This window comes from Pseudomonas sp. PME37.24/025, assembly GCF_055556615.1.
This window is the reverse complement of record NZ_JBVHNK010000003.1, coordinates 268,952-290,966: the sequence shown is the minus strand read 5'-3', so window position 1 is coordinate 290,966 and position 22,015 is coordinate 268,952. Positions and strand designations below refer to the sequence as shown.

The 22,015-nt window shown below is 58.6% G+C and carries 20 protein-coding genes and 2 pseudogenes; 9 read left to right on the top strand and 13 right to left on the bottom strand.

The window, feature by feature from the left end:
* Nucleotides 1-42: 42 nt before the first annotated feature.
* Complete coding sequence (locus ACZ3HH_RS07350; protein WP_465803717.1) at nucleotides 43-1,341, bottom strand: mechanosensitive ion channel family protein; 1,299 nt, start codon at nucleotides 1,339-1,341, stop codon at nucleotides 43-45.
* A 193-nt stretch (nucleotides 1,342-1,534) separates the two neighbouring features.
* On the opposite strand from ACZ3HH_RS07350, the gene ACZ3HH_RS07345 reads away from it, so the two are divergent.
* Nucleotides 1,535-2,881 (top strand): DEAD/DEAH box helicase, encoded by a 1,347-nt coding sequence (locus ACZ3HH_RS07345; protein WP_090181378.1) that lies wholly within the window; start codon nucleotides 1,535-1,537, stop codon nucleotides 2,879-2,881.
* Nucleotides 2,882-3,026: 145 nt separating this feature from the next.
* Here the strand turns inward: ACZ3HH_RS07345 and ACZ3HH_RS07340 are convergent.
* A pseudogene (locus ACZ3HH_RS07340) lies at nucleotides 3,027-3,178 on the bottom strand (IS4 family transposase); the annotation flags it as partial.
* A 133-nt stretch (nucleotides 3,179-3,311) separates the two neighbouring features.
* Entirely contained in the window at nucleotides 3,312-4,487 is a 1,176-nt protein-coding gene (locus ACZ3HH_RS07335; RefSeq protein ID WP_465803715.1) for a tetratricopeptide repeat protein, read from the bottom strand.
* A gap of 423 nt (nucleotides 4,488-4,910) precedes the next feature.
* Here ACZ3HH_RS07335 and ACZ3HH_RS07330 point away from each other — a divergent pair.
* A pseudogene (locus ACZ3HH_RS07330) lies at nucleotides 4,911-5,207 on the top strand (hypothetical protein); the annotation flags it as partial.
* Between the two features lie 252 nt (nucleotides 5,208-5,459).
* On the opposite strand, the gene ACZ3HH_RS07325 reads toward ACZ3HH_RS07330, so the two are convergent.
* Nucleotides 5,460-6,194: a DUF899 domain-containing protein gene (locus ACZ3HH_RS07325; RefSeq protein ID WP_465803713.1), complete on the bottom strand. Its 735-nt coding sequence runs from the start codon at nucleotides 6,192-6,194 to the stop codon at nucleotides 5,460-5,462.
* 202 nt (nucleotides 6,195-6,396) lie between these two features.
* Between ACZ3HH_RS07325 and ACZ3HH_RS07320 the strand changes: the two genes are divergently transcribed.
* Nucleotides 6,397-6,789, top strand: coding sequence for a transcriptional regulator (locus ACZ3HH_RS07320; protein ID WP_465803711.1), 393 nt, complete (start codon nucleotides 6,397-6,399; stop codon nucleotides 6,787-6,789).
* Between the two features lie 113 nt (nucleotides 6,790-6,902).
* On the opposite strand, the gene ACZ3HH_RS07315 is transcribed toward ACZ3HH_RS07320, so the two are convergent.
* The 3 genes from ACZ3HH_RS07315 to ACZ3HH_RS07305 form a co-directional block, all read right to left on the bottom strand.
* A complete protein-coding gene (locus tag ACZ3HH_RS07315) occupies nucleotides 6,903-7,772 on the bottom strand; it encodes a DUF6279 family lipoprotein (RefSeq protein ID WP_465803709.1) in 870 nt (289 codons plus the stop codon).
* A 77-nt stretch (nucleotides 7,773-7,849) separates the two neighbouring features.
* Complete coding sequence (locus tag ACZ3HH_RS07310; protein WP_465803708.1) at nucleotides 7,850-8,566, bottom strand: TorF family putative porin; 717 nt, start codon at nucleotides 8,564-8,566, stop codon at nucleotides 7,850-7,852.
* Between the two features lie 209 nt (nucleotides 8,567-8,775).
* Complete coding sequence (locus ACZ3HH_RS07305) at nucleotides 8,776-8,964, bottom strand: hypothetical protein (protein WP_017337097.1); 189 nt, start codon at nucleotides 8,962-8,964, stop codon at nucleotides 8,776-8,778.
* A 351-nt stretch (nucleotides 8,965-9,315) separates the two neighbouring features.
* Here ACZ3HH_RS07305 and ACZ3HH_RS07300 point away from each other — a divergent pair, with 351 nt between their 5' ends.
* The 3 genes from ACZ3HH_RS07300 (at nucleotide 9,316) to ACZ3HH_RS07290 (ending at nucleotide 13,100) form a co-directional block, all read left to right on the top strand.
* Nucleotides 9,316-10,152: a CvfB family protein gene (locus ACZ3HH_RS07300; RefSeq protein WP_030131899.1), complete on the top strand. Its 837-nt coding sequence runs from the start codon at nucleotides 9,316-9,318 to the stop codon at nucleotides 10,150-10,152.
* 406 nt (nucleotides 10,153-10,558) lie between these two features.
* A complete protein-coding gene (locus ACZ3HH_RS07295; protein ID WP_465803705.1) occupies nucleotides 10,559-12,004 on the top strand; it encodes an NCS1 family nucleobase:cation symporter-1 in 1,446 nt (481 codons plus the stop codon).
* Nucleotides 12,005-12,167: 163 nt separating this feature from the next.
* Nucleotides 12,168-13,100 (top strand): DMT family transporter, encoded by a 933-nt coding sequence (locus ACZ3HH_RS07290; RefSeq protein ID WP_465803703.1) that lies wholly within the window; start codon nucleotides 12,168-12,170, stop codon nucleotides 13,098-13,100.
* Here ACZ3HH_RS07290 and ACZ3HH_RS07285 read toward each other — a convergent pair.
* Nucleotides 13,036-14,226 (bottom strand): MFS transporter, encoded by a 1,191-nt coding sequence (locus tag ACZ3HH_RS07285; RefSeq protein ID WP_465803702.1) that lies wholly within the window; start codon nucleotides 14,224-14,226, stop codon nucleotides 13,036-13,038. The two genes, ACZ3HH_RS07290 and ACZ3HH_RS07285, sit on opposite strands and share 65 nt — an antisense overlap.
* 104 nt (nucleotides 14,227-14,330) lie before the next feature.
* Here ACZ3HH_RS07285 and ptrR point away from each other — a divergent pair, with 104 nt between their 5' ends.
* Nucleotides 14,331-15,224: a putrescine utilization regulator PtrR gene (ptrR, locus tag ACZ3HH_RS07280; protein ID WP_465803700.1), complete on the top strand. Its 894-nt coding sequence runs from the start codon at nucleotides 14,331-14,333 to the stop codon at nucleotides 15,222-15,224.
* A 139-nt stretch (nucleotides 15,225-15,363) separates the two neighbouring features.
* Nucleotides 15,364-15,498, top strand: a complete 135-nt coding sequence (locus ACZ3HH_RS07275) for a PA1414 family protein (RefSeq protein WP_310659955.1) — start codon at nucleotides 15,364-15,366, stop codon at nucleotides 15,496-15,498.
* Between the two features lie 224 nt (nucleotides 15,499-15,722).
* On the opposite strand, the gene ACZ3HH_RS07270 is transcribed toward ACZ3HH_RS07275, so the two are convergent.
* The 5 genes from ACZ3HH_RS07270 to speB all read right to left on the bottom strand — a co-directional run bounded on the left by ACZ3HH_RS07270 (nucleotide 15,723) and on the right by speB (nucleotide 20,764).
* Nucleotides 15,723-15,974: an acyl carrier protein gene (locus tag ACZ3HH_RS07270; protein ID WP_465803698.1), complete on the bottom strand. Its 252-nt coding sequence runs from the start codon at nucleotides 15,972-15,974 to the stop codon at nucleotides 15,723-15,725.
* 243 nt (nucleotides 15,975-16,217) lie between these two features.
* Nucleotides 16,218-17,597, bottom strand: coding sequence for a sodium:solute symporter family protein (locus ACZ3HH_RS07265; protein ID WP_465803697.1), 1,380 nt, complete (start codon nucleotides 17,595-17,597; stop codon nucleotides 16,218-16,220).
* Between the two features lie 233 nt (nucleotides 17,598-17,830).
* A complete protein-coding gene (locus ACZ3HH_RS07260) occupies nucleotides 17,831-19,342 on the bottom strand; it encodes a purine-cytosine permease family protein (RefSeq protein ID WP_465803696.1) in 1,512 nt (503 codons plus the stop codon).
* A 54-nt stretch (nucleotides 19,343-19,396) separates the two neighbouring features.
* Nucleotides 19,397-19,804 carry a YybH family protein gene (locus ACZ3HH_RS07255; RefSeq protein ID WP_465803695.1) on the bottom strand — a complete coding sequence of 136 codons (408 nt, stop codon included), beginning with the start codon at nucleotides 19,802-19,804 and terminating at the stop codon, nucleotides 19,397-19,399.
* A 9-nt stretch (nucleotides 19,805-19,813) separates the two neighbouring features.
* Nucleotides 19,814-20,764 (bottom strand): agmatinase, encoded by a 951-nt coding sequence (gene speB / locus ACZ3HH_RS07250; protein WP_030131905.1) that lies wholly within the window; start codon nucleotides 20,762-20,764, stop codon nucleotides 19,814-19,816.
* Between the two features lie 355 nt (nucleotides 20,765-21,119).
* Here speB and ACZ3HH_RS07245 point away from each other — a divergent pair, with 355 nt between their 5' ends.
* The gene (locus ACZ3HH_RS07245; RefSeq protein ID WP_008013540.1) at nucleotides 21,120-22,013 is read left to right on the top strand and encodes a LysR family transcriptional regulator; all 894 of its coding nucleotides are present in this window, start codon (nucleotides 21,120-21,122) and stop codon (nucleotides 22,011-22,013) included.
* The last annotated feature ends 2 nt before the right edge of the window (nucleotides 22,014-22,015 follow it).

The window sequence follows — 22,015 nt, the reverse complement described above, 5'->3', positions numbered from 1 at the left end:
CCTCATCGCGGGCAAGCCCGCTCCCACAGGTTAGAGGCGCGGCTACATGATGTGTTTTTCGGGCTCGGGAATGTGGCTTGCGCCCAACACTGCCGGGAGCAACCCCGACCGCAAATCACCACCGCTCGGCTGCTGATAAAGGCTCAAGCCAAACTCCGGCAATACCGCCAGCAGGTAATCGAAAATATCCCCCTGAATCCGCTCGTAATCAGTCCACGCGGTGGTGCGGGTGAAGCAGTAGATCTCCAGCGGGATGCCCTGAGCGGTGGTCTGCATCTGGCGAACCATGCAGGTCATGTTTGGTTGGACCTCCGGGTGACTCTTCAGATACGCCAGCGCATAGGCGCGGAAGGTGCCGATGTTGGTCATCCGCCGGCGGTTGGCCGACATCGCCGCGACATTGCCCTGAGCTTCGTTCCAGGCCTTGAGTTCAGCCTGTTTGCGGTTGATGTAATCGGTCAGCAGATGCACCTGGGACAGCTTCAGTTCTTCGTCATCGCGAATAAACCTTACGCCACTGGCGTCGATGAACAGGCTGCGCTTGATCCGTCGCCCGCCGGACTGCTGCATGCCGCGCCAGTTCTTGAACGACTCGGACATCAGGCGCCAGGTCGGGATCGACACAATCGTCTTGTCGAAATTCTGCACTTTGACCGTGTGCAAGGTGATGTCCACCACGTCACCGTCGGCGCCGACTTGTGGCATCTCGATCCAGTCGCCGACCCGCAGCATGTCGTTGCTGGTCAATTGCACACTGGCGACGAATGACAGCAGGGTGTCTTTGTAGACCAACAGAATCACCGCCGACATGGCGCCCAGACCCGACAGCAGCAACAGCGGCGAACGGTCGATCAATGTGGCGACGATGATGATCGCGCCAAACACGAACAGCACCATTTTCGCCAGTTGCACATAGCCTTTGATCGAGCGGGTGCGGGCGTGCTCGGTGCGGGCATAGATGTCCAGCAAGGCATTGAGCAATGCGCTGACGGCCAGCACCAGGAACAGAATAGTGAACGCCAGCGCCACGTTGCCGAGGAAGTTCAGGCTGGTCTTGCCCAACTCCGGCACCAGGTGCAGGCCGAACTGGATCAGCAGCGAGGGCGTCATCTGCGCCAGGCGATGAAACACTTTGTTGTGGCGAAAATCGTTAATCCAGTGCAACGACGGCTGGCGACCGAGGATTTTGGTCGCGTGAAGAATGAGGTAGCGCGCCACTCGTCCGAGCACCAACGCCACCACCAGCAGCAACATCAGCGCGAGCGTGGAATGCAGGAGCGGGTGCTTATCGAGAGCACCCCAGAGGTCTTGGGCGTTGAGCCAGAGCTGTTTGATATCCATGGGTGAAAACGGTTCTTCTATAGGACGCGACGGGGCGATTAGAGCATTTAAGACGCTCCGGATGACGTTTTGGGACAAAACAGACAACAAAAAAAACACTGTTTGCAGCCGTTTGTATAAAGAAACTCGGCCTTCGCGCTCGAAACCGTTACCCTATGCAGCTGTTTTTTTGTATTTCTTCGAGGTAGCACCCGTGTTTTCCCAATTCGCCCTGCACGAACGCCTGCTCAAAGCCGTGGCCGAGCTTAAATTTGTCGAGCCAACGCCTGTGCAAGCAGCGGCTATCCCGCTGGCGCTCCAGGGGCGTGACCTGCGGGTGACAGCGCAAACCGGTAGCGGCAAAACCGCTGCATTCGTTTTGCCGATCCTCAACCGCTTGATCGGCCCGGCCAAAGTCCGCGTCAGCATCAAGACCCTGATCCTGCTGCCGACCCGCGAGCTGGCCCAGCAGACCATCAAGGAAGTTGAGCGCTTCGCTCAGTTCACCTTCATCAAGTCCGGCCTGATCACTGGCGGTGAAGACTTCAAGGTCCAGGCCGCCATGCTGCGCAAGGTGCCGGACATCCTGATCGGTACGCCGGGCCGGATGATCGAGCAACTGAACGCCGGCAACCTCGACCTCAAGGAAGTCGAAGTGCTGGTGCTCGACGAAGCCGACCGTATGCTCGACATGGGCTTTGCCGAAGACGTGCAGCGTCTGGTGGAAGAGTGCACCAACCGTCAGCAGACCATGCTGTTCTCCGCCACCACCGGCGGTTCTGGCCTGCGCGAGATGGTCGCGAAGGTCCTGAACAACCCTGAACACTTGCAGCTGAACAACGTCAGCGATCTGAACGCCACCACGCGTCAGCAGATCATCACCGCCGACCACAACCAGCACAAAGAACAGATCGTGAACTGGCTGCTGGCCAACGAGACCTATCAGAAGGCCATCGTGTTCACCAACACCCGTGCCATGGCCGACCGTATTTATGGCCGTCTGGTGGCGCAAGACTACAAAGCGTTCGTGCTGCACGGTGACAAAGACCAGAAAGACCGCAAACTGGCCATCGACCGCCTGAAGCAGGGCGGCGTGAAGATCCTCGTGGCCACCGACGTCGCTGCCCGTGGCCTGGACGTGGAAGGCCTGGACCTGGTGATCAACTTTGACATGCCGCGCAGCGGCGACGAATACGTTCACCGCATCGGTCGCACTGGCCGCGCCGGCAACGATGGCCTGGCCATCTCGCTGATCTGCCATGGCGACTGGAACCTGATGTCGAGCGTCGAGCGCTACCTCAAGCAGAGCTTTGAGCGTCGCACCATCAAGGAAGTCAAAGGCACCTACGGCGGACCGAAAAAGGTCAAGGCCTCGGGCAAAGCCGTTGGTGTGAAGAAGAAAAAGGTCGACGCCAAGGGCGACAAGAAGAAAACCGGCGCCAAGGCTCCGACCAAGCGCAAGATCGCCAACCGCCCGAAGACCGACGCATTGTCGCTGGTCAGCAAGGACGGCATGGCCCCGCTCAAGCGCCGCAAGCCGGAAGCGCCGGCTGCTGAGTAAGGTTGCTTCATGACCCAATAAAAAACCGGACATTGTCCGGTTTTTTTACGTCAAAAAATCGCAAGCTTCGCCAGCGCCTACACAGGTTTAAGCGTACGTCTGTAGGTGCTGCCGAAGGCTGCGATCCTTTGATCTTGCCCTTATGTTCATGACCCGCTTCGCGGGCCTGCAACCCCGTTAAACAAATGATGTAGTTGGCCAAAGCCGAGATCAGTAAAAGCACTTCGATTCGGCGCGGACACCGCCAAAGTGCTCGCTTTTTACATCCCTGAAGCCTTCTTCTATCTGCATACGCTGCAGCGAGTCGAGAAAAGACCGGGAAGAAAAGAATATGGGTTGATATAGGGAGATGGAGCCCGGCTTCACCTCCCCATGAATGCACAACGCGCCGGAGTGCGGCGCGTTGTGGGGTCAGATCAACACCAGGCGATCAACGGTTTTGTACGCGCTCGATGGCTGTGTCATATACCGGGTTGGCCTTCTGCGCCTTGGCTAACTGGTAATGACGCAGGGCGTCGGGGAACTGACCGGCCGCTTCATAGATACGGGCAATGTTGTAGTAGGAACCGGCACGCACGGTGGCGGCCGAATTGCCGCTGGCCAGGGCAATGGCCTTGCGGTTGGCCCAGATCGACTCGGCGGTGTTACCGGCCTTCTGATACGCCAGGCCCAGGTTGCCGTAGGCCTGACCGTAGCTGTTATTCAGATCGATCGCCTGACGGAAGAAGTCGATTGCCAGCGGCAGGTTACCGGTTTTGTAGGCCGCTTCGCCTTTGGTGTTCAGGCCTTTCGCATCGGCCTGTGCCGAAGCGCTGATCGCCACCGCCGTCAGGGCAACGCTGTCATCCAGCAACGGCGACACTTCGTTCAACACGTTTGCCGCATCGACCCGGGCACCCGTAATGCTGTTGATATCCTGAAAGTCGCCACTGCCGGTCATGCGGAACACGGTCCACAGGTTGCCGCTGCGGTTCTGCGGCACGTAGTAGGTGCGCACCAGCGACTGGCCCATGTACACGAACACCTTGGCCTGGCTGTTGGAGAGATCGCGCGAACCCGGCTCACCGCTATTGCTGTAGTCATGCACGGCGTAGACGTAACTTTCGCCGTAGTGCTTCTTCTCCAGGGTGATGGTTTCCGGGCCATAGCTGGTGGTGTCGTCGACATCCAGATTGGCATCGTCACCGTGCTGTTTTTGGAAATAGATGTTGTTGCCGGGGAAGATCATGTGGGAGTCGAGGTCCGACGGGGTCGCACCCCAGGTCAGCACCACACGCAGACCGTCGAGGTTCTGCATCACCGGACTGATGGCATAGGTCATGCCCTTGCACGGGCACTTGACCACCAGATTGGAGTAGCCGGGCTTCTTGATGATCAGCAGGTTGCCGGCATCATCGGCAAACTCGGTGGTCAGGCTGACCTGGCCCTGAGCATTGGTGCGACCCACCACGTTTTGCGCGCCGTTGCGCTGCAACAGCAGCTCGGCGTCGGCGATCTTCTGGTCCTTGACCACCGCACTCAGCACTTCGATCGGCAGTTGTTCAGCCTGCACCGAAAACGCCGCCGCCCACAACGACAACACTGAAGCCACGCGAAAAAATCGCATACTTAATTCCTTTAAGTGAGAGTAACGGACATAGCGAAATGTCCTACAGATTTTGGCGCGAACCATACACAGTTTTTGCGTCTTGCGCCCGACAATCGCATAGGAAATTTGTTCACTAAGGGAATCGCTGGAAAAACCAGGGAAGTGCGTAGGAACAAGGCTTAACGACAAGTAAAACCCCTAGTAAAAATGGGGAAAACCACGTTTTCTATCTAAGAAGTAGAATTCTTTTTCGGCCTGCCCGGGCGTCCCCGCCGAGCTCGGCGCCCAATCATGGCTTCAATTTCGGCAGCAAATCGGGAGCCGCCAAGTACCCATTAGTGGTAGCCCGAATCTGGTCAACCAATCCTATCTTCAACTCGCTTCTAAAAAGTCTCGATAAACTTCAGCAGCCGATATTTCCGTGTCTCCAAGCGATAAGTACTGGGCAACTTCCCTCAGCTGGAAGTACAGGTCGATGCCGATCAATCATTCCAGGTGTCGGATTATTCAAAGGGTGGGGGCGTCGGGAATATTTACAGCTGCGGTCCGATCAAAACCACTTTTACACCGCAAAGAAGCAAGGTCTATTTGGTGGAGTTCCAGTTTGTTGGTAGCCGTTGTGAACAGCATGTCTACGATATCACCCAGCCTCAGGAACGCATTCCCGTGACGAGCATGCCTTCTGCGCAAAGGACGCTCATTTATTTGTATTCACTATGTAAATCGGGCGACCCATAGGTCGCCCGTTTTTCATTTCACTCCGCAGTCTGCGCCCGCAGCCGTCTGCCAATGACATCCATCAAATCACTACCATCACGCAACCTTGTGGGAGCGAGCCTGCTCGCGAAATCGGTGTATCAGTCGACATCAATGTTGAATGTTAGTCAGTCATCGCGAGCAGGCTCGCTGCCACAGGGGATTTGTGGTGTTTATGGGAACTGTGTCCAGTCGGACCAATGCCCCGATGGCTGTGCCTCGATCCCAGAGGGCCTACCTCCCATGACAGCAACTGCCCGCTGCCTTGTTCTCATACCGATCGTGATGCCTCACCCAGTCCATGATTTCCTCTTCATTACGCCCCTTGGGCGTGAGGTCCAGATAGTTATAGGCGCCGACCAGTAGGTCCAGGCCTCGGGCATAGGTGGAATAGGTGTGGAAAATCTCCCCCGCTTCATTGCGATAAAACACACTGAGCCCTGGGAGTTCTTCCTCGGCGCCGTCAGTTTTTTCGTAGTTGTAGGTAGCTTTTCCCGCGGCGACGTCTTCGGCTCGGGCGCAGACGCCGAAGTCGTAGTTGAAGTCGCAGCCTTCCGACGACACCCAGTCGAATTTCCAGCCCATGCGTTGTTTGAAGGGCTGGAATTCGGCGAACGGGGCGTGGGAAACCGCGACAACGGTAACATCATGGTGGGCCAGGTGTTGGTTGGCGCCGTCGATGTGGTCGGACAGGAACGAGCAACCCGGGCAGCCTTCGTCCCAGCCAGCGGCGAACATGAAGTGATAAACGATCAACTGGCTGCGGCCGCCGAACAGGTCGGCCAGGCTCAGTTCACCGTTTGGGCCCTGGAAGCGGTAGGGTTTGTCAATTTTCACCCAGGGCAGGGCGCGGCGTTCGGCGCTAAGTTTGTCTCGTTCCTTGGTGAAGGCTTTTTCGTGGGCCAGGTGTTGTTTGCGGGCGGCGAGCCATTCTTCTCGGGACACGACCGGATGATTCTGAATGTTCATGGTGATTTCTCCTGCATGCTTTGGCGAAAGTCGATCCGCGCAGAGGGGTAAACCGTCTTACACAGCCTAGTCGTTTGGTCTGTGCCCTAATCGACATACCGCCGGTCGGTAGGGCGAAATACCTCGGCTGAACGGCCGCCCTCCCTGTCGGTCACAACCTATGAAGGCCATCTCATTCGTGGGTACTGGAGGTTGAATCAGGATGACGACTTATAACTGGGATTTGATTGAACGCTTGCTGCATGAGGTGCAGAACGGCGCTGGCCACAGTTTCACCCCACGGCCCTACGCCGAGCAGTATGCGGCGGAGAAAGCGTCGAAAGATGAGCCGTTTGAGAACCTGGATCACCTGAAAACGGTGGCTGGCGAGTACGAAAAGTTACTGTTGCTACGGGGCTATATCGAGCCTCGGCCAGAAGAACAGGGTGGCAATGGCGAGAACTACATTTTGACGCCCCGGGGCTCGAGTTTATTGAGCCTGATCGACAGCAGCATTCCGGGTAATGAGCATCCACGGCAGGTGCTGGATGAACAGGAAGATGCGCTGGAGGAGCTGACGTTTGATGAGCTGACATCGAAGGCGCAAATTGCTTGAAGATCGCGTTTACCCCCTGTGGGAGCGGGCTTGCTCGGGTAGAAACCGGAGACATCCTTTACGTTTTAAACCGCATCCGCGAGCAAGCCCCACATTGGATTGTGGTGGTCCGCTTAACCTTGCCGCGCCGCTTTCAGACATTTCAAATCAGTGAAATCCTTACGCACGCCTTCAATCTTCTGCAGCAAGCGTTCACGCTGAACCGGTGTGCTCTCGGCCATCACGTCCACCAATAACGCCCGAGCCTGGGCTTCGGTGTTGGCGTAGGCCTCGCGATAAGCCGGCGTCCACAAACTCTCGCGATTCACCAGAAGTGTCTCGATTTGTTGTGGGAATTCTGGACTCTGCCGCTGCGCGACTGCCGCGCTGAATTGCTGTTGCCAATGGGCGCGGTTGGCAATCCATTGCTTGTTCTGATCACCCAAGGCATTTGACCAGGCCATGACCCGTTGCTGTTGGGTTGGGCTGAGCGGGCCGAGCCAGTCATTCAGGCGCTTCTCCATGCGCTTGCTCCGTTCTTTGATCTGTCGCTCCAGAGACGGCTTGAGGTAAGCCTCCTGACGTTTGCGCTGGTCCTTGGCGAAGGCGTCGTTCATTTCCGCGACTTGCTTGTCATCAAGGCGCTGCAGCAGCTCGGTGGCTGACGGAGTGATTTCCCGGGCGGTTTCGGCGATGGCTTGTTTGGCTTCCTGGGTGCGGATTTGCAGTGCGGCGTCCGTGATCTGGTTGTCTTCGACCATGGCCTGTAAACGATCCAGCCAGTCGAGGTAACCGGGCAATTGCGTCGTGCAATGCCAGCTCAGGTGTTCTTTGAGGCGCTCGTTGAACCAGTCTTTTTGCTCGTGGTTCATCTCCAGGTAGTCGCTGAGCGTCCAGGGAATGATCACGTCGAGGTTGCGATAAGCAAGGCCTACGCGGCTGCACGCGGCGACGGTGAGGCTGAGGGTGATGATGACGCCGATCTGTTTGAACCAGTGCGACATGGCGAGTCCTTGCGAAGACCTGGTTTCTTTTGGGGTTCTCTTGTGTGATCGCGGGATGAGCCCGGCAGTTCAGCCGATTAATAGAAGCTGTGCGCAGCCTTGAGCGTCACCAGGCCGTCGCACTCGCTATTGTGGCCGGAATAGGCGGAGCAGTCGCTGCCGCTCAGGCTTGAATCACTGTAGATCAAGTCCAGATCAATGCCCATGAATGGCCGGGACAATTTCACTGACCAGTCGGTAAAACTGCCGACATACCCATCGTCAACGGACACCGGTGTGTTGAGTTGGTGGGTGGTGTATTTCAGGCTGATCCCGATGCCAAACGGCTGATTGCCACTGAGGTCGGCGAACAGGGTGCTGTTCTGTTTGTCCGGGTCGTTGCTGAAGGCCGCGCCGAAGCGACTGCCCAGCAAGGTCAGGCCGCCGAACAGCTCCTGGCTGTCTAGGGTGTCCACTTTCGGGTAGCTGTAATGGATCATGCCCACTTCGTAGCCGAGGGAGTGATCGAAAGGCTGTTTAAAGCCCATGTAGGAATCGACTTCAAGGTTGCTCGACGGGCTCAGTCCCATGCTGGGGGACCATTGACCCACGTAGAAACCGCTGTCGTGGCTCAGGTCGAGACCACCGTGGAACGAGCCAGTCGTCGAGGGCTTGACCAGACCTTGGGCCATGCTGCGACTGGGCGTGGTGGCGAGTTTGAGATCGAAGTCACCCAGTTCGCGCTGAAAGACTTGCGCATGGGCGATCGAACACCATAGCAGGCTGCCGAGCAGGAAAAGGAGGGGCTTGAGCATGCGTCACTCCATGAACTGCGAGGAGCAGGTTCTGAAAACCTGCTGAAACGCTTGATCCAGACACGTGCAAGCATACCGGCGAATGTTCGGCATCGAGGGCCGTTCGTCGATTTTTGAAATATTGATTTGTTTGATGGGGTATTGCGGAGGGTTCCAGTCCAAGCGCTTCGAAGCTCAAAGCGCTTACGGACCAGTTAACGCGGGGGAAATTACTTCTTGCCCAGCGTGATCTGCTTGGACGGGCCGAACGTCTGGCCGCTGACGCCTTTGGCAATTTGCTGGATCTCGCCGCCGGACTTGAGGAACGCAGCAATCTGGTTGTTGATCGATTCGCTGGTTTCAACGGCTGGAGCTGGCTTTGCTTTGCTGTTGGATGCTTTTACACGCATGGCGGCCATTAACCTGTAGAAATTAACTTGGCCAGGCATCGTACAGGAAATACTTGACAATTGCTTGGTAAATATCCTCCCGAAATACACGTTGGAGAAACGCGATTCATCGCAAGTTATTATTCGCAATGTTCCCCTAAGCTACTGTTTTAACTAAAAACCCAAGTGGAAAAAAGGCGCTTTTCGGATGGGCAGCCCCGGGTGCGGAGCACCCAAATGGTCTGACGAGTGGCCAAACGCACACGGCAAAATCCAGGAAAATTAAGCCCTTCCGCGGATTTTCTTGCGCCACCGGGCCGGCCGCCGAACGCCACCCGCAAAACCGGGTAGAATGCCGCCCACGCAATGAGGGTATTGGACATGGCTTTAGTCGGGCGCTACAACAGTTTGCAAGTGGTTAAACACACTAACTTCGGTTTATATCTGGACGGTGGCGCGGATGGCGAAATCCTCCTGCCTAATCGTTATATCCCCAAAGATATTCCCAGCGAAGATGAAGACTGGCTCAACGTTTTTATTTATCTGGACAGCGATGACAAACTTATCGCTACCACCGAAAAGCCGAAAGTTCAGGTCGGTGAATTCGCCAGTTTGAAAGTCGTTGAAGTCAATAGCATCGGCGTGTTCCTGGATTGGGGTTTGCCGAAGGATCTGCTGCTGCCGTATTCCGAAGAAAAGCGTCAGATGACGGCTGGCGAGTATGTCGTGGTGCATGTCTATCTCGACAAACATACGCGACGCATCACCGCAACGGCACGTCTGGATCGCTACCTGGACAAGACCCCGGCCAATTACACCCCGGGTCAGGAAGTTGATTTGCTGGTGGCCGAAGCGACCGATATGGGCTTCAAGGCAATCATCAACAACAAGCACTGGGGCCTGATCCACAAGAACGAAATCTTCAAGTTCATGCGTGCCGGCAAAGAAGAGAAGGGCTTTATCAAGGAAGTCCGCGCCGACGGCAAGATCAGCCTGAGCCTGCAACCGGTGGGCGAAGAAGCCGCCACCAGTCTGAACTCGAAGATTCTTGCCAAGTTGCGCGACAACAACGGCACCCTGCCAGTCAGCGACAAGAGCGACCCGACGCTGATCAGCAGTATGTTCGGCGTCAGCAAGGGCAACTTCAAAAAGGCCATCGGTGCGTTGTACAAGAACGGCCAGATCGTCATTCACGCCGATCGTATCGAGCTCAGCTGACCTTACGCCGGCCCCTGTAGGAGCTGCCGCAGGTTGCGATCTTTTGACTCGCAGCCTGCGGCAGCTCCTACAATATGCGTCGGGCACAAACTTCGGGCTCACCACAAATCCAATGTGGGAGCGAGCCTGCTCGCGATTGACTGCGCAGCAGTCACCCATCTCGTTGTATACATAACGTCCTGCACCGTTTGCAGGCGCTGATGCCCTGTTCATGGGCATTGCCCCCACCTCTACTTCTTAAAGTCTTTACTCTGAACAGAGTTGAAAGCCCGACTTGTCGCATCTTTCGAACGTATGGCACGCATTCTGCGTAGCAACTCGTATACAAACCATGCCAGCTCCCGTACGCAGTGTGGTCGCCACATCAATTTCGGGGGCCGCGCCTGTACTTTCGAGGAGCCCTGCGATGACCGAGCAATTGCCCAACGGCTACAGCCCACGCCTGTATAACCAGGACTTGGGGCCGCTGCCGCAAAAATGGAATTGGTACAACATCTTTGCTTTCTGGATGAGTGATGTGCACAGCGTCGGCGGCTATGTGTTCGCCGCCAGCCTGTTTGCACTTGGGCTGGCCAGTTGGCAGGTATTGATTGCGTTGCTGGGCGGGATTTGCATCGTGCAGTTGATCGCCAACCTGGTGGCCAAACCGAGTCAGCAAGCCGCGGTGCCATACCCGGTGATCTGCCGACTGGCGTTCGGGGTGTTCGGGGCGAATATTCCTGCGGTCATCCGCGGCCTGATCGCGGTGGCCTGGTACGGGATTCAGACGTACCTGGCGTCCAGTGCCCTGATCATCGTCGTGCTGCGGTTTTTTCCTTCAATGGCGGCCTACGCTGAACCGCACTTTGCCGGTTTGTCCTACCTCGGCTGGTTCGGTTTTCTCAGCCTGTGGTTCGTCCAGGCGCTGGTGTTCTGGACTGGCATGGAGTCGATCCGCCGCTTCATCGACTGGGCCGGCCCGGTGGTTTACGGCGTGATGTTCCTGCTCGCCGGCTGGATCGTCTGGCAGGCCGGGTGGAGCAACATCAGCTTCACCCTGGCGGAAAAATCCCTGTCTGGCTGGGAAGCTTTCGGCCAAGTGATCGTGGCAACGGCGTTGGTGGTGTCGTACTTTTCCGGTCCGACCCTGAACTTCGGCGATTTCAGTCGCTATTGCCGCAGCATGAACGACGTGCGGCGTGGCAATTTCTGGGGCTTGCCGGTAAATTTTCTGGCGTTCTCACTGGTGACCGTGGTGATCGTTTCCGGCACCTTGCCGGTGTTCGGTGAAATGCTTCACGACCCAATCGCCACCGTGGCGCGCATCGACAACAGCGTGGCGGTGCTGCTCGGCGCCTTTGCTTTCGTCACCGCGACCATTGGCATCAACATCGTCGCCAACTTCGTGTCCCCGGCGTTCGACTTCGCCAACGTCGCCCCGAGCAAAATCAGCTGGCGTGCCGGCGGCATGATCGCCGCCGTGGCTTCGATCTTCATCACCCCGTGGAACCTGTTCAACAACCCCGAAGTGATTCACTACACCCTCGACGTGCTGGCGGCGTTCATCGGGCCGCTGTTCGGGATTCTGCTGGTGGATTACTACCTGATCAAAAAGCAGCAGATCGACATCGATGCGCTGTTCAACGATAGCCCGAGCGGGCGTTATTACTACAGCGGCGGGATCAATTGGACGGCGGTCAAGGCATTGATTCCGGCGACCTTGATGGGCGTTGCTATCGCGTTCATTCCGGTCCTGCAGCCGATGGCTAATTTTGCCTGGTTTACCGGCTGCTTCCTTGGCGGCGTCCTGTACTTCGCACTGGCCAAACGCGAGCAGGCACAGCAGTCGGCGGCGCTGGTCATAGCGGGATGACGCAAGCGGCGATTTAAAGGTCTTTTGCAGACACCTTTTTCTGTCCATCTGGTTAATAATCGACGGCATAATTTTTCGCCCCGGCACTCTGCTCAGTCAGAAGGTCGGGGCTTTGCTTTTACTGTCGAGTCACTGCCATGGATTGTGTTGTCGAGGTGTTCCGGTGAGCGCCACCCGGCGTAGCGCCGATGGATTTGCCCTGCAAGTGATGGTCGGGCTGTGCCTGATCTGGGGCGTGCAGCAGGTGATGATCAAATGGGCGGCACCCGACATCGCGCCGGTCATGCAGGCGGCGGGGCGGTCGGGTATTTCCGCGTTGCTCGTAGGATTGTTGATCTGCTGGAAGGGCGGCTGGGATCAGGTCGGTAGTACCTGGCGCGGCGGCTTGCTGGCGGGTGCGTTGTTTGGCCTGGAGTTCTTCTTCATTTCCGAAGGCCTGCAATTGACCACGGCGGCGCACATGTCGGTGTTCCTCTACACCGCGCCGATTTTCACCGCGTTGGGCGTGCATTGGTTGCTGCCAAGTGAGCGTTTAAGACCGGTGCAGTGGCTGGGGATTTTTCTTGCCTTCGTCGGCATTGCCATTGCGTTTGCCGGTGGCGTGTCGTGGGACAACCTCGACCACCGCATGCTGATGGGCGATGCGTTGGGCGTGCTGGCCGGCGCATCTTGGGGCGCGACCACCGTGGTGGTACGCGCCTCGCGTCTGTCGGAAGCGCCGGTGACCTTGACGCTGTTTTATCAACTGATCGTCGGCTTCGTTGGTCTGCTGTTGATCGCGATCCTCAGCGGGCAGGTCACCCATGTCAGCCTGACCACTGTTGCGGTGACCAGCGTGCTGTTCCAGGGATTGGTGGTGTCGTTCTTCAGTTACCTGACCTGGTTCTGGCTGCTGCGCCGTTATCTGGCGGCGAACCTGGCGGTGTTTTCGTTCATGACGCCGCTGTTCGGCGTCACGTTCGGTGTGGTGCTGTTGGGCGAAGAACTGAGCCTCAACTTTGTGATCGGCGCGGTGCTGGTTCTGCTCGGGATCACTTTTGTGAGCGCAGAACAGTGGGTCCGCCGTCGTTTGCGCAAAGCACTTGGGCAACCCTGACCGGGCACAGCAACAGGCCTCCTGCGAAGAGCAAACCGCTGCCGGCGATCACCAGCGCCGGTTGCAATCCACCGCTGAAATGGCTGCTCAGCGCTGCCAGCAACGGCCCGCTGAGCTGACCCACGGCGAAGCACGCGGTCAGCAGCCCGGCGTTGCGCTGAGTGGCGTGGGGCGCCAGTTCCCGGGAGCGCTGCATCACCAGTTGCATACAGGCCAGGAACGGCCCGCCACACAGGATCACCCCCAACGCCAGGCCGGCACCGCTGCCCAACAGGCAGGCGAAGACCCCGGCCGCCTGCAACCACAACGTTGCCATCAGCCAATGGCGGGTGGCATTCGGGTTGTGCCGACGCAGGCTCACCAATACCACTCCGATTGCTGCCGCCAGGCCGAAGCATGGCCAGAACAGATCGGCTTGCCATTGCCCATGGAACTGCGCACTGGCCATTTGCGAGAGGAAAGTGGCCGGGATGATGTAGCCCAAACCGTATAACCCATAGATCACCGGTAAACGTCCGACACCTTGGGTGCCCGATGTAACGGCAGACGGTGTCGCCGTAGAAAGGGCGGCCGGTTGCGGCAGGAACGGCAGAATCCCCAGCAGCATCACTAGCCCGACCCCGGCATACACCAGCCACAAGGTCGCGGACGTCTGCCCCAGCAGATTCGAGCCCAAGGCTAACAATCCTGTCAGAAAAATCCCCAGCCCCGGCCCGGCAAAGACCAGCGCGCCGAGCCGCGGACGACCGGCTGCCGCTGCCAGCGGTTGGCTCAATGCGGTAATCATCACCAACACCCAGGCGCTGGCCACGCCCGTGCCGAAACGCAGCGCCAGATGCGACCAGAACCCGTCGGCCCAGAACGAGGCCAGGGTCAGCAATACACAGAGCCACAAACCACCGAGCAGGCGCCGACGAACCTGATCGGGGCGCCTGGCGAACATCGCGTCCACCGCGCCGACGAAGTAGCCGAGGTAGTTGGCAGCGGCAATCAGACCGGCGGCGGTCAGGTCGATCTGGCCTTCGCTGAGCAAGTGCGGCAGTTGCGGCGTCAGGGCGAAACGCCCGATGCCCATGGCCATCATCAGGGCGATGAAGCTGGCGGTTAAGCGAATCAGAGGGGGCATGGTCTGAGTTCCGTTTCGAGGATCAATGACCGTCAGGCTAGGACTGATTGACTTTCTTTAAAAATGAATAATAGTGAGAAACTTGTTCTGATTTGGAGAATGGTGTGGAGTTCAGCCAATTGCGGATCTTCCAGGCGGTGGCGCAGGAGGGCTCCATTACCCGCGCGGCTGAACGCCTGCATCGTGTGCCGTCCAACCTGTCGACCCGGCTCAAACAGCTCGAAGAGCAACTCGGTGTCGAACTGTTCCTACGCGAACGTCAGCGTTTGCAGCTATCACCTGCGGGAAAAGTCTTGTTGGACTACACCGCCAAGCTGTTCGCTTTACATGATGAAGCCCACGCCGCGGTGCAGGGCGGGCAACCGGCCGGGGATTTCGTGCTCGGCACCATGTACAGCACGGCGGCGATTCACCTGCCCGCGCTGTTGGCGCGATATCACCGCCGCTATCCGGCGGTAAACCTGCAAGTGCAGTCGGGGCCCAGCGGCGAATTGCTCGAAGGTCTGCTCACCGGGCGTCTCGATGCGGCGCTGGTGGACGGCCCGCTGGAACTGGCCGGGCTCGACGGCGTGCCGTTGTGCGACGAACGGCTGGTGTTGATCAGCGAGGCCGATCATCCGCCAGTATGCAGCGCGCTGGATGTCGAAGGGCGTTCGGTGTTCACGTTTCGGCAGGGCTGTTCCTATCGGATGCGCCTGGAAGCCTGGTTCGCCCATGATCACGCGGCCATGGGCCGGGCCATGGAGATCGAGTCTTATCCGGGAATGCTCGCCTGCGTGATTGCCGGCTCCGGCGTGGCGCTGATGTCGGAGTCGATGCTCGCCAGCCTGCCGGGGCGCGAAAGCGTGGCGGTGCACCCGTTGGCCGAGCCGTTCGCCAGCGCGACCACTTGGCTGATGTGGCGCAAGGGCATGGTCGGCGCCAATCTGAATGCGTGGATCGAACAGCAGCAGGCGGTGTATCCGTCGGCAGCGATTCAGACCCAGGCAATTGCTTGAACGAACGTCCAAGGATTTGGATCAATTCAGTAACAGATCATTGCGATGTTGGACGAGCATTGCGTAGGACTTCGGACTATTATCAGTGCGAAGGGGCTACAGAACTTCGGCCGCTCGGCACTACCCTGAAGGGGGCACCATGAAAGAGAAAATCCAAAACTGGCTGCATGACCTGGGTGTCGCACTCGGTTTGATCGAACCGCCTCTGCAACCCGTGCCTATTCGCACTGACGACGAACAACGTCGCCGCCAGCAGCAGCAGCGCCGCCGGTAAGCGCCTGATCTATTTGGCAATCGGCTTGTTGTGGCAAGGGGGCTTGCCTGTGGCGAGGGGGCTTGCCCCCGTTCGGCTGCGCAGCAGTCGTAGACCGACGCACTGCGTTCTATCTGATACACCGGGGTGAATGGTTTTTGGGGTCGCTTCGCGGCCCAACGGGGGCAAGCCCCCTCGCCACAGGTAACTGCATCTGCCACAAAAGATGCATGTAGCAACCCGTCTCAATACCGCCCAATCTCAATCAAAAACCGGCTCAAGTCGTCGACGGTCGTCGCAGTCTTGAGCATCCGGTCTTCTTCGGCGGTAGACGCTGTCAATCCCAGCAGATCTTCCAGTTGGAAAATCAGCTCTTCAATATCTTCTTTATCCAGTCCCAACTGCACCAGGCTGGTGTTGTCGTCAAAGTCATCCTGATTTTCCTGCAGGCGGCTGATAAAGCGATGCACGGCTGTACGAACGGCGTCTCTTGTCATGATTGTTCTTCTAGGGCGTCATTGTTGTTGTCCCTGGTGCTGAGTACAGCAGGCTTCAGGCTTGCCGGCGCTGCCACTCGTCAATCATCGTAGCCAACGTGCAAACGAGATCGAGCCTCTCGCCTCACCTCCAACCACCGATCGCGGCTGACGATCTTCGTGGGTAGATTCCTTCAGGCGAAAAAAAACGGGTGTGGCAACCGACGCCACACCCGTCGAAGAAATTGTTGCTACAACATCAGCTTAGGCGGCGCTCGCCACCACTGCCGGGCGACGGGACAGCAAGCTGACCAACACGAAACTCACCAGACCTACGCCGAGGCTGTAGTAGATCGGGGTGTTGGAATCCATACCATCCTTGAACATGAACAGCAGCGCGGTGGCAAAGCCCAGTCCCATGCTGGCGATAGCGCCGGCAGTGGTTGCGCGTTTCCAGAAGATTGCACCGATCAGCGGGATCAGCATGCCGCCCACCAACAGGTTGTAGGCCAGGGTCAAGGCACTGATCACGTCGTTCACCACCAGCGCGATACCCAGCACGGCGATGCCGGTCAGCAGGGTGAACAGGCGGTTGATGCCCAGGCTCGACTGTTTACCGCCGCGCAGTTTTGGCAGCAGGTCTTCGGTCAGGGTGGTGGCGGCGGCAAGCAGGCCGGCGCTGGCGGTGGACATCATGGCCGCCAGGGCAGCCGCAATCACCAGGCCACGGATACCGTCCGGCAGGGACAGTTTGACGATGGCGGCGAAGGCGTTGTTGACGTTGTCCAGGTCCGGGATCAGCACATGAGCGGCCATGCCGATCAGGGCGCAGGCCAGTCCGTAAAGGATGCAGTAGAAGCCTGCGAATGTACCGGCGACCTGAGCCACTTTGGCGCTCTTGACGGTGAACACACGCTGCCAGATGTCTTGGCCGATCAGGATCCCGAAGAAGTAGATCATGAAGTAAGTGATGATGGTGTCCCAGCCAATCGTGGTGAAGCTGAAGGCGCTTGCCGGCAGTTTCAACACCAACTCATCCCAACCACCGACGCGGTACAGGCAGATTGGCAGCAGGATGAACATCAGGCCCACGGTCTTGATGACGAACTGGACGATGTCGGTCAGGGTCAGGGACCACATGCCGCCGATCGCCGAATAAATAACCACCACGCCACCGCCGACCAATACCGACAGCCAGAACGGCAGGTCGAACAGCACTTGCAGCACGGTGCCAATGGCCAGGATCGAGACCACGCCGATCATCAGCGCATACGCCAGCATGATCACCGCGCTCGCGGAGCGGGCCATCGGGTTGTAGCGTTTTTCCAGCACCTGGGTAACGGTGTAGATTTTCAGTTTCAGCAGCGGTTTGGCGAGGAACAGGTTCAGCGCCACGATCCCGCAACCGAGGGCCGCGCAGAGCCAGAAACCGGAGATGCCATGGACGTAGCCCAGGCGCACGGTGCCGACGGTAGATGCGCCGCCCAGAACGGTAGCGGCCATGGTGCCCATGTACAGGCTCGGGCCGAGGTTACGACCGGCGACCAAAAAGTCTTCGTTGGTCTTGGCCTTGCGCATGCCGTAGTAGCCGAGTATCAGCATCGCGGCGGCGTAGATGAGTACGACGAATAAATCCAAAGCCATGATGGCGTGTCTCCGATTGTCTTTTTTATGGTGAGGCTGAAAAGCAATGTGGCCATGAAACCGCTTTTTGTGGCGAGGGAGCTTGCTCCCGCTGGGCTGCGAAGCAGCCCCAAATCCTGCAACCGGGTTTCTTCGGGAGAAACGCCATTAGCCTGCTTTGCGACTGCTGCGCAGTCGAGCGGGAGCAAGCTCCCTCGCCACAGAAGTTCCGTTGACCACTGTTTTGTGTTGAATCAGGCGGCTTGTCGCATCGCTGGTTTACCGAGCGAATCCGTGCCCTTGCTGCGTGCATCGTTGGGGCCGAACACCGTGGCCGGTTCCGGGAACAGGCTCAGCAGCGTCAGGTACACCAGCGACGCCAGACCGAGGGTCACCGGCAGGCTGATGTCGATCCCGCCCGCCAGATTCCCGAGCGGCCCGACAAACTGCCCCGGCAGGTTCACGAAGCACAAACCCACCAACGCGCTCGGGATCCAGGCACCCAGGCCACGCCAGTTCCAGCCGTGGGTGAACCAGTAGCGGCCACCTTTCTCGCCGCGAGTGAACACTTGCAGGTCATCCGGGCAGTAGAAGCCGCGACGCACCAGCAGGCCGATGATCATGATCACCATCCATGGAGTGGTGCAGGTGATGATCAGCACGGCGAAGGTCGACACGCTCTGCACCAGGTTCGCCGCAAAGCGTCCGATGAAGATGAAGGCAATCGACATCACGCCGATCAGCAGCGTTGCCTTGACCCGCGACAGCACCCGTGGGAATACGCTGGACATGTCCAGCCCGGTGCCATACAGCGAAGTGGTGCCGGTGGACATGCCGCCGATCACCGCAATCAGGCACACCGGCAGGAAGAACCAGCTCGGCGACACCGCCAGCAGACCTCCGACGTAGTTGTTGGCCGCGATGTAATCTGGTGCCTTGATCGCCACGATGGTGGCGGTGGCGAGGCCGAACAGGAACGGGATGAAGGTGGCGATCTGCGAGATCACCACGGCCGCCATGATCCGGCGCTTGGAGGTGTCACGCGGGATGTAGCGTGACCAGTCGCCGAGGAACGCGCCGAAGGAAATCGGGTTGCTCATCGCTACCAGCGCAGCGCCGATGAAGGCCGCCCAGAAACCCGGTTGACCGAGGCTGACGCTGCCGGCGTAATTCACATCGAAAGGACCGGCGAAAGCAAAGATGCCCAACAGGAACAACAGGCTGGCGCTCCATACGGCGATCTTGTTGACCCACAGCAGGAAGCGGAAACCGTAGATGCACACCGTCAGCACCAGGATCGCGAACAGACCGTAGGCCAGGCCCAGGGTCAGGTCGGTTTCCGGCAGGCCGATCAGGCGTTTCGCGCCACCGATTAACGCATCACCCGAACTCCACACTGAAAGCGAGAAGAAGGCGATGGCGGTCAGCAGCGACAGAAACGAACCGACAATCCGCCCGTGCACGCCGAAGTGCGCACCCGACGAAACAGCGTTATTGGTGCCATTGAGCGGACCGAACAGGCCCATCGGCGCAAGGATCAACGAACCCAGCAACACGCCCAGCACAATCGCCCAGACGCCCGCCTGAAAAGACAGGCCGAACAGTACCGGGAAACTGCCGAGCACGGCGGTGGCAAAGGTATTGGAACCGCCGAAGATCATCCGGAACAAGTCCGTCGGGCCTGCGGTGCGTTCGTTGTCCGGGATCTGTTCGACCCCGTAGGTTTCGATTTGCGTAAGGCTTTGGTCTTTGTTGTTGTTATTCATGATCTGCTCCGATCATAAAGGCGCGCTCATCGTGCGTGAGCGTCACCTGTTTGGCTAAGGGGGTGGCAGCCCTTCCGGCATTGCGGACAAATGTTCGTGGCAGGCCAGCCATAGGCCTTGTTGTTGTCGGCGAAACACAATCGTCTCGCGCTCCTGGCTGAAGTGTTGCTCCCCTTGCATGCGCAGCTCGGTGGCTACGTCATGGATGAAAATCGCCACGTCACCTTGCAGGCTGACGAAGGCGTTGCTCGAGGTGCACGACAGCACCTCGAAGCCGTCCTCGGTGCGCCAGGTGTCCCACAACGCCTGATAGGCATCGCGTGACAGCAGGGGCTGCTCGAGGGTGTAGAACACGAAGCTTGCGTCGGCGCTGAAGGCGCCGAAGTAGGCTTCTCGATCGTTACGGGCAAAGGCCGACACCAATTCGGCGGCGGCGTTGAGTACCTGATCACGTTCGTTCATGACCGATCCTCAGCGATGGACCACGCCCGGCAGTACGCAGAGCATTTCGTACAGCAGGTTGGCGCCCAACAGCGAGGTATTACCGGTGGTGTCGTACGCTGGCGAGACTTCTACCAGGTCGCAACCGACCAGGTCGAGGCCTTGGCAGCCGCGCACGATTTCGATCGCCTGAATGGTTGTCAGACCGCCAATTTCCGGGGTGCCAGTGCCTGGTGCCCAAGCCGGGTCGATACCGTCGATATCGAAACTCAGGTACACCGGACCGCCGCCAACTTTCTCGCGAACTTCGGCCATCAGCGGTGCCAGGGATTTGTGCCAGCACTCTTCAGCCTGAACCACACGGAAGCCTTGATTGCGGCTCCAGTTGAAGTCATCGGCGGTGTAACCCTGAGCGCGCAGGCCAATTTGCACCACGCGGTCGCAATCCAGAAGGCCTTCTTCTACAGCGCGACGGAAGGTGGTGCCGTGGGCGATCTTCTCGCCGAACATGTGATCGTTCACATCGGCGTGAGCGTCGATGTGCACCAGGCCGACCTTGCCGTGCTTTTTATGGATGGCACGCAGAATCGGCAGGGTGATGGTGTGATCGCCGCCGAGGGTCAGGGGGATCACATCGTGTTCGAGGATATTGTCGTAGGCCTCTTCGATGATCCTCACGGCGTCCAGCAGGTTGAACGTGTTGATCGCCACGTCACCGATGTCGGCAACCGACAGCGAATCGAACGGCGCGGCGCCGGTGGCCATGTTGTACGGGCGGATCATCACCGATTCAGCGCGGATTTCACGCGGCCCGAAACGGGTGCCGGGGCGCAGGGAAGTGCCGATGTCCAGCGGGATGCCGATAAAGGCAGCGTCCAGGCCGGCAGCGGATGGCAAATGGGGGAGTCGCAACATGGTGGCGATGCCGCCGAAGCGCGGCATTTCGTTGCCGCCCAGTGGTTGGTGAAGAATCTTGTCCACGGGTAAGGCCTCATCGTCGTTGTTTTATTTATGTCGGTTGCACGCTCGGGGAGAGACGGGCACCGCTGTGGGCCGATTCTGCGAAATGTAGTGACCGGGAAGAATCGCTACGGGCAAATACTTAGTTCAGATTTTTCTAAACTAATGGCGAGAGCAGAGATAGACTTCTGACCACACGCAGAACCCCTGTGGCGAGGGAGCTTGCTCCCGCTGGGCTGCGAAGCGGCCCCAAAACCATTCACTTCGTTGTGTCTGGTGGAACGCATTGGCAGTTTTACGACTGCTGCGCAGCCGAGCGGGAGCAAGCTCCCTCGCCACAAAAGCAACATGCATTACCTTGCAACCGGAGCCCCCCATGGCCAACGCTTTACCCGACCTGAAACTATTGCGCATCTTCGTCAGCGTGGTTCGCCATCAGGGGTTCGCCAACGCCCAGCAAGAGCTCAACCTCTCGACCTCGGCCATCAGCACTTACATGAGCCAGCTCGAAGCGGCCCTCGGCCTGGTGCTTTGCCATCGCGGTCGCGGTGGTTTCAGCCTGACCAGCAAGGGCGAGCTGTTCCATCAGGAAACCCTGCGTCTATTGGCCGAACTCGAAGGTTTCGAACAATACGCCGCCGCCCTCAAAGGCGAGTTGCGCGGCACTTTGAACCTGGGGGTGATCGACTCCACCGTCAGCGACAAGGCCTTGCCGTTCGCCGAAGCCATCGGCGCCTACAGTCAGGAACACCCAGCGGTGCATTTGCATCTGTCGGTCATGAGCCCCTACGAACTGCAACTCGGTGTGCAGGACAACCGCCTCGACCTGGCCATCGGTGCCTTTTCCACGCGCATGAGCGGTCTGGTCTACATGCCGCTGTACCGCGAGCAACACTGGCTGTATTGCAGCAGCCGTCATCCGCTGTTCACCGAGCGGCGCATCCCCGAGCAAGTCATCACCCAACAGCGCATGGTCGGTCGCGGCTATTGGAGCCAGGCCGAACTGGCCCGGCACGGTTTCAAGCACAGCGCGGCGACCGTGGAAAGTATGGAAGCCCAGTTGATTCTGGTGCTGTCCGGCGCCTACATCGGTTACCTGCCGGAGCACTATGCCCAGGCTTGGGCCGACAAAGGGGATTTGCGCGTGTTGCTGCCAGCGACGTTCGGTTATCAGGCACCGTTTTCGATGATCGTGCGCCGTGGCCGCAGCCGCGAACCGCTGATCCAGACCTTCCGCGACCTGCTCAAAGCGCAGCTCAATCAGGCTTAAGA